At 61.1% G+C, this 7,233-nt stretch carries 9 protein-coding genes; 2 read left to right on the forward strand and 7 right to left on the reverse strand.

Features of this window, described 5'->3' with window-relative positions; genetic code table 11:
- Window positions 1–72: 72 nt before the first annotated feature.
- The 7 genes from QYH69_RS35430 to QYH69_RS35460 form a co-directional block, all read right to left on the reverse strand.
- Window positions 73–1,197 (reverse strand): UvrD-helicase domain-containing protein, encoded by a 1,125-nt coding sequence (locus QYH69_RS35430; RefSeq protein ID WP_308836282.1) that lies wholly within the window; start codon window positions 1,195–1,197, stop codon window positions 73–75.
- A gap of 147 nt (window positions 1,198–1,344) precedes the next feature.
- The gene (locus QYH69_RS35435; protein WP_308836283.1) at window positions 1,345–1,812 is read right to left on the reverse strand and encodes a hypothetical protein; all 468 of its coding nucleotides are present in this window, start codon (window positions 1,810–1,812) and stop codon (window positions 1,345–1,347) included.
- A 71-nt stretch (window positions 1,813–1,883) separates the two neighbouring features.
- Complete coding sequence (locus tag QYH69_RS35440) at window positions 1,884–2,825, reverse strand: tyrosine-type recombinase/integrase (RefSeq protein WP_374992567.1); 942 nt, start codon at window positions 2,823–2,825, stop codon at window positions 1,884–1,886.
- Window positions 2,826–2,971: 146 nt separating this feature from the next.
- Entirely contained in the window at window positions 2,972–4,138 is a 1,167-nt protein-coding gene (gene dinB / locus QYH69_RS35445; RefSeq protein ID WP_308836285.1) for a DNA polymerase IV, read from the reverse strand.
- A gap of 6 nt (window positions 4,139–4,144) precedes the next feature.
- Window positions 4,145–4,858, reverse strand: coding sequence for a translesion DNA synthesis-associated protein ImuA (gene imuA / locus QYH69_RS35450; RefSeq protein WP_308836286.1), 714 nt, complete (start codon window positions 4,856–4,858; stop codon window positions 4,145–4,147).
- Window positions 4,858–5,283, reverse strand: coding sequence for a DUF2471 family protein (locus QYH69_RS35455; protein ID WP_308836287.1), 426 nt, complete (start codon window positions 5,281–5,283; stop codon window positions 4,858–4,860). The genes imuA and QYH69_RS35455 overlap by 1 nt, the downstream gene beginning before the upstream one ends.
- Window positions 5,284–5,298: 15 nt before the next feature.
- Window positions 5,299–5,601, reverse strand: a complete 303-nt coding sequence (locus tag QYH69_RS35460; RefSeq protein WP_308836288.1) for a hypothetical protein — start codon at window positions 5,599–5,601, stop codon at window positions 5,299–5,301.
- A 137-nt stretch (window positions 5,602–5,738) separates the two neighbouring features.
- On the opposite strand from QYH69_RS35460, the gene QYH69_RS35465 reads away from it, so the two are divergent.
- Both QYH69_RS35465 and QYH69_RS35470 read left to right on the forward strand, forming a co-directional pair.
- Complete coding sequence (locus QYH69_RS35465; protein ID WP_308836289.1) at window positions 5,739–5,984, forward strand: AbrB/MazE/SpoVT family DNA-binding domain-containing protein; 246 nt, start codon at window positions 5,739–5,741, stop codon at window positions 5,982–5,984.
- Window positions 5,981–6,379 (forward strand): type II toxin-antitoxin system VapC family toxin, encoded by a 399-nt coding sequence (locus QYH69_RS35470; RefSeq protein WP_308836290.1) that lies wholly within the window; start codon window positions 5,981–5,983, stop codon window positions 6,377–6,379. Before QYH69_RS35465 ends, QYH69_RS35470 begins: the two co-directional genes overlap by 4 nt.
- Window positions 6,380–7,233: the final 854 nt, after the last annotated feature.

The raw sequence follows: 7,233 nt of genomic DNA on the forward strand, positions 1-7,233 counted from the left end.
ACTCAACGCTTAACGGAGGATCAATATCGTACTGATCTCAACTGCAAATCTGGCCGTTGAAGCGGGTCAACCTCACACATCGTTCCACGTTTCGAACAGAGCGAGCGAGGTCGGCCGGTATGCACGCTGGCCTTGCATCAATCGATCCGCGCCGTCCGCAAAGGCAAGAATCTCCTCGACATTGGCACGGACTGCCACTTTGTCGCCCGCAGTCAGCCCGTTGGCGAGCGCACCAACGACCGTGACGTTCTTCCGGCAGAGAATGGCATCGACGGCCGGCATCTCTCCACCTTCAACAAGGGTCGACTGGATGGAGCGCTGGCCACGCAGCGGCGTGCGCTCGCCGAGCAGTCGAAGGACTCGTGAGGCAAGCGCGGCGAACGTCTGGCCAAACCGGAAAGACTCCGTTAGCGCGCACTGCCGCGCGTCAATGTACTGCATCGCGTTCACCGCGCCGCGCCACTCGTAGATCTGCTGATAGGGATCGCCAACGTAGATAACCTGTGCTCCCTGGCGGCGTAGCACCGACAGCATCAGTCCATCGCTGTCCTGCGCTTCATCGAACAGGATGAAGTCCGCATTGATTGTCGGGCAGGACTGCTCCCAGACTTTCAGGTACACATCGGGTGTGATCGATGTCTTACCGTTCGGGCTAATGCTTTCTTCCCAGTGACGTATCACGTGCGGGAGCAGCATCGCGCGTAAATCGGCCGCAGCTGCTTCCTCGATTTTCTCGTCGACCGGAATGTGCCACTCCTCGGGTGAGGCCTGTGCCGACCGGCAAAAACGTGCCGCGCCGTCGGCGACCATGCGCCCGATATGAAACGATGAAAGTTCCAGCGTCTTGCCGATGATGGTCGGAACCCGCATTGCCCCAAGGCCGTACCTCGTTGCGAGATGGTGCGGTGGCTCCTTGGGCAGATTCAGTCGCGCGGTGAGCGAGCGATCAACCGACGAGAAAGCCACCGAGTGAACGGTGCGACAGTTGACGTTCGATGGAAACTTGCGCTTTGCCTCGGTGGCGATATCGCGGTTGAACGCGAGGTAGCAGCCCCGGCTGGCGTTTCGTGTGCGCGCGATCATGTCGAGTGTCGCCGTCTTGCCGGCGCCGGCGTAGGCGTTGACCTTGAGATCGCCACCCGACGTCGCGGCGTCCAGTACGGCGATCTGCTCGTCGGTGGGTACGATTTTCTGCATGCGGCTCCGGATATCCTGCGGTCGCGGCCGTGCTCGGGCGCGCGACGGAAGTTCAATCAGAAGTTTGACTGCGCTGGCGGACACAACGGGCGAGAAAGCCGACGCAATCCGGCCAGCTTTCTCGTCACTTCCGTCGATGTGCGACGATCATGCGATGGCGTCAGCCATTTCATCCGTTAGCTGCTTCGGCACCGCATGCGTGGTTTGTACGCGCGTACGTCCGGCGATGATCGCGGTCGAGCTGATGGAGATTGTTTCTCGCACGCGCGATCCGGTGACAACAGCGTGGCTCGCCTGGTAGGGATTGCCGCGGCGCACGTAGTCGTCGACATCGACCTCGATGTCATACGTTTCGTGCCTGCTGCCTGCGCTTACGACGAGCCGTATTGAGTTCAGCGGCAGACCGCGCAGATCGATATCGAGAATCCGGTTAAGGATCTGGTCGCGAACGTTAGCCGATGCTGATGGCGCCTGGAACGGCGCGGGAGGGCCAAACATCTGCACGACGGCCAGCCGGTTCCTGCCGTCGGTAAAGACGATTCTGTATTCGAGAACGCACGGATCGGACGATTCGTCCGGATAGATGATGTGCCGTGCCGGCCCTTGATATGCCATGGAAGCTCCTTGGTGGGAATCGCCGGTTCGGTTGAACCGGTAAGTCCCAGCCTACAGAGCGGCGTCCAAAGTCAAGTCAGCTCTACTGATTGAGTCGACGTACTTTGTTCAATGGTTGCACGCAGGCGTACTACGGTCCGCTGGCTCGCCAGACCCAGCAGCCGGCTCACATCAACGTTGCTTCGGCCGTCCAGCAGCTGACGTCGAGCATAAGTGTTACGCAGGACCCGCGGACTCATGTCGGGCGCACGGAACCCGATCGCCTCCAGCGACTCGCGCACAACCGCGCCAAGCAGCACGTCGTTGACCAGACTCGCGCTCCCCGGCGCAGGGAACAGGAGGGACTCTCCGCCAGACGTCGACGTAACCGCCTCTTTCCATGCCGACAGGGGGGCGATCGCGAAAGGCGGTAGTGATACCCTGCGGGACTCGCGCGGGCCCCGCTTCGGCACTTCGATATGCGGCCGCGCGCCGTCAACCACGAGATGCTCGCAAAGCGTCTGCCGGAGTTCGGCCGCCGTCATCCCGGTACCGAGGAGCAGCGCCACGATTGCCCGATTGCGCGACGCGCGGTCGTCGTCGCCGGCGACGGGCTGAACCCATTCCTGCAGACGCGTGTCCGCGTCGACGTCAAGGAACAGGGGGACTGGCTCGTCCTCTGGCCAGCGTTCGAATGTGGCCATCGCGGTAACCGGGTTTCTCGTCCGGATGCCTTCTTCAACGAGATGACGGCACAGCCGGTCGAGCATCTTGCCGTAACGCAGTCGTGTCGTTGTGCCGGGCGCGCAACGCGTATCGACATCTGCAAAGAACGATTCGACGTCGGCCGCACCGAAGGTGGCCACCGTCACGTCCTTCGTCCTGAGGTGACGCAGAAAGCGGTCGAACATGGCGGTGTGCTGCACGCGTGAGCGTGCCGAGAACGGGCGGCGATCAGCGCCGACCGCTTCGGTTTCCTGCCAGAGACGGTATGCGTCCTCGGGCGCTGTGATCCATCGCGTCATTCGATCCATGCTTGGCCTTATATACTGAATTTCGCTCTTCGAACCCATGAGCGAATCTTCGATTCGCCAACCCGGTCTATAGAGGGAAGGGGGTTCCTATGCACTTTCGATCTCTCACCGTTAATCGACTCCCCACGATAGTCAACAGATTGAGGTCACGGTCGGTTGACGACAGGAAGGTCGTCCAGCGGCAGTCTGTGCTGCAGCCCACTGCGCACGGTGCCCGATTTTGCCAGCGCAGACACGCGCACACCAAGAAGGCGCACACGGCGATCAAGAACAACGCGGCGCAGGCACTCGGTTGCCGCTCGCCGGATGGCCGTCGCGTCTGATGTCGCATCGGGTAACGTGACGTCCCGCGTGACCGTCCTGAAGTCTGCGAAACGCAGCTTGATACCGACGGTCCGGCCGACATAACCTTTTCTCGCGAGATCCTCACTCACGCGCTTGCACAGCGCAGTGAAATGCGCTGACAGGGCAGGGCGGTCCTGTCTCACGTGAAGATCCCGCTCGAATGTCGTCTCCCGGCTCATCGACCTGGGTTTCGAACTGGTCGCAACGGGCCGGTCATCGACGCCGCGCGCCACACGCGACAGCCATTCAGCGTAGTTCCGGCCGAACGTCTCCTGCAGCAGGCCGAGGTCCGATTGCGCGAGTTCACCAAGGGTCGAGATGCCGATCGCGGCAAGCCTTTCGTTCGCGCGAGGACCAATGCCATTGACCTTGCGTGCGGGCAGCGGCCAGATACGGCGCTCGATGTCATCGAGCTTGAGGATGGTCAACCCATCCGGCTTGTCGAGTTCCGAGCCGATCTTGGCGAGCAGCTTGTTTGGCGCGACGCAGATCGAGCAGGTGAGACCGGTCGCGTCGTGCACTGCGGCCTTGATTGCGGCAGCGACCTCGCGCACGTCGCCGGCGACGTCGCTCAGATCGATATAGATCTCGTCGATGCCGCGATCCTCGATCTGGTCGGTGAAGGTGCGAACAGCGGTCTTGAAAAGTCGCGAGTAGTGACGGTACGAGTCGAAGTCCGTCGGTAGCAGATACGCATCAGGGGCGAGCTGCGCGGCTTTCATCATGCCCATTGCCGAGTGGACGCCCAGCGCCCGCGCTTCGTAAGTGGACGTGGTGACGACGCCGCGCCCCGCATACCGGTGCAGACGGGCAAATCGCCGGCTGCCGTCTGGCAGCGTTTCTGGCGCGGCCTGACGGCCGCCACCGATCACGACCGGCAAACCACGCAGCTCCGGATAGCGTAGCAGTTCGACCGATGCGTAGAACGCGTCCATGTCCAGGTGGGCGATGCGCCGCGGCGATGTCATGCGTCCTCAGGCTGCAACCGGCGCGTCCGCGTCGCGCGCGATGATCGCAAGCGGGGCGCGACGGGCCGCGCGCCGGTAGTGCGAAAGCATGGAAGTCTGCGGCACGGCAACTGACAATGGCGCCGCGGCGGCTGGCCCGCGCCGCTTCAGGATGTTGATTGCGAGGCCTTCCTCGACCGGCTGAAGGCCAATCCGTATCGTCGTTGGTGATGCCTGCGCTGCCGCCCATTCCGGGCGAAATACGACAAACAGCGTGTCCCACGACGACTGGGCCGCCAGATGCAACCGTCTTAGCGATGCCTGCGGAACCTGGTTGAGCCAGAGCAACAATGCCCCGAAACTGCCGGTTCGCAAAACCTGCTCGGCTGCCCAGAGCCTGTCGGCCATCTTCGCCGCTCGCATCTGAACCACGCTATCAAGCGGCAAGCCGATCGAAGCCAGTCCCGGGCCATTGAGAGGATTCGGCGGGTGTACGAGTCCTATTGACTGCTTTCCCAATGAGGCGAGCGCAAGTTGCAGCAGTCTCAATTCGCCGACCCCTGAACGCTGCGGCAAAAATTCGATCAGTGCACCGAGCGGCCAACCCTCGCTGGGCAACCCCGCGGACAACGCGGCGTAGCCGGTGTCGATCGTGCGGCCAATACCGCGGGCGAGCTGTGACGCCCGCCAGATTGACGGATAGATTTCCTCGGGATTACTACGGTCGACGGCCTCAACCATTAATAGAGATGCCGATTCAAATGTTTACTCGTATCAATCTCGTGCACCAGCGCGCGCATGATCGCGTAAATTGCCGGCAGGGGGTCATCATCATGCTGCCAGTCCACGGGAGCATCCAGATTGGGACCCGTCAGCCGGCTGCCAGCGAGGCGGGCAAAGCCGTTGCGCACTGCGACTGCATGCCGCCCCTGAAAGCCCAGATCCGCGAACGCCTGTTCTTCGATTTCGACGAGAAGGCGCCACGTCGGGGCCGGGACCCAATGGCCCAACGTTCCCTGGCGCAGCAATCGAAGGTAAGGCTGCGCTATCAGCGCGACGATGCGCTGCAGGTCCACCGCCGCCCGTTGCACGGCCCTTTCAAGTTCAACCAGATCGATCTCCCGCTCGTCGCCGTGCAGTAGCGGGGCATCCAGTCCATCAGACATGATCGACTCCCGATTTCAGCTCGTCTGGCGGACCGTCATTGGGTGCTGTGCCAGCATTTGCCGGATCCGTGCGAGATGCCGGTCGCCTACCTGATGGTTTGCAACCGTATGTGCCGAACGGAACGACGCCGGCGGCCACACGCCAAGATAACGGCACACGGCGGACACAAATGGTTTTGCTGACACGCCAGAGGAACGCTCTCGTTGCAAAGTAAGCTGGCGCGCTGCGTCAGCCAGACGAGCGTCACCGACGTGCGTGCGCAGCCACGCAAGCGTCTGCCGATCGTCGTCGTTGAGAATGCGGATCGGGTGCTCCATGCTAAACCCTGTATATCCATACAGGTGTGAATATATACAATCCCGTGTGAAAGAACAAGAGCAACGAAGGGAGCAAGTACTGATGTTCTTGCTTTTCTCTATTCCTTACCTTAAAGTAAGGAATAGGAGGTATCACCATGACAGCAGCAACTCTCACTTCAAAAGGCCAGGTCACTATCCCGGTGGACGTGCGTAATCAGCTTGGCTTGCAGTCGGGCGACCGGATCGAATTCAGCTTCAACGAGGCGACGGGCCGGTATGAGGTCTATCCGGCCACGCGGTCGCTTGCGTCCCTCAAGGGCATCGTGAAGAAGCCGGCGAAACCAGTGTCGATCGAGGACATGAACCGGGCGATCGCCGGGCAGGGGGCATCCGCGCGATGATCGGACTGGATACGAACGTGCTGGTCCGTTATTTCGCGCAGGACGACGCCGTGCAGTCGAAGAAGGCGACGGCGCTGATGGATTCCCTGTCGGCCGAACGACCGGGGTACGTTTCGCAGGTCGCGCTGGTTGAGGTCGCGTGGGTGCTCGGGCAATGCTACGGTGTGGAGCGCGAGCAGATGAGGGACATCATCGACTCGATGACCGGTACCAGGGAACTGGTCGTCGAAGGTGCGGACACGGTACGAAAAGCACTCCGCGTTTTCGTGGCATCTGCGAAGGCGGATTTTGCGGACTGCCTCATTGAGCGTTCGGGGCACGTCGCAGAGTGTGAGTACACGGCCACTTTCGACGTGGCGGCCTCGAAGGTTGCCGGGATGCAGTTGATCAAGTAATGATGGTGCGCGGAGATAACAGGAACGCAGACATAGTTTTATCCGTGCGCTATCGCCACAGGAACAACGCGGCGGGGACCGCGCGCGCGGGCTCTTTCGAAGGCACACAGGACGCGATATGGGTATCCGTTCCTAGGATCAGCGGGAACGTCATCCTCTGCATCGATGGCAAGGCAAAGCAGCAGGAGCACAGTCCCGCGCGTGCCCGGCGAAAGTTGCTTGATGTCGACGCCGTCGTAATAGAGACCGCAGCCTCACGAAATGTGCTTGGCACTGTAAAGCCAGTCGGATTCATCCGTGCCCAACTACGGATAACGTCGCCATGGGGAATGTGGGTCCTGAGATCCGCCTCGTGGCCATGACAAACTCGAGTAACGCTGCGGCAGTGGTGGCGGCGCTGCCTGTCGGCCAGGCGCTAAACACCTTTTCTGTGGAAGGCCTTCGAAGTTCGCCACGGCCCCGAAAAGGGCCGTTCTTGCGAAGATCGAGCAAACTCTCACCTTTGGCGCCCCATTTTCCAATGTCGAATGCGTGTCTAACCGAGAAAGACAGGTTCGATATGGGGACCGTCGAATTCGTGATTGGAGAACTGCGTAGAAAAACTGCGTTCAAAACAATGCGCTCGGTGTGTGCCCAATTCGAGGCGCTTCTATGCCGTGCAAACCTGCTGGCAGTCTTACTGCTCCAGCACAGCCTGAGGTGAGGCCGGTCGGAGAAAGTAGACGCCAACATTCCGTAGAATTTGGGAATGGAGGCAAACATGAACCGAATCCCCAAGGCTGTCTACACGAAGGAATTCCGTGAAGAGGCCGTGAAGCTGGCGATGACCGAGGGCGTCGGCATATCGGAGGCCG

Origin of the sequence: Paraburkholderia sp. SARCC-3016 (assembly GCF_031119615.1) — a bacterium.
GTDB lineage: Bacteria > Pseudomonadota > Gammaproteobacteria > Burkholderiales > Burkholderiaceae > Paraburkholderia.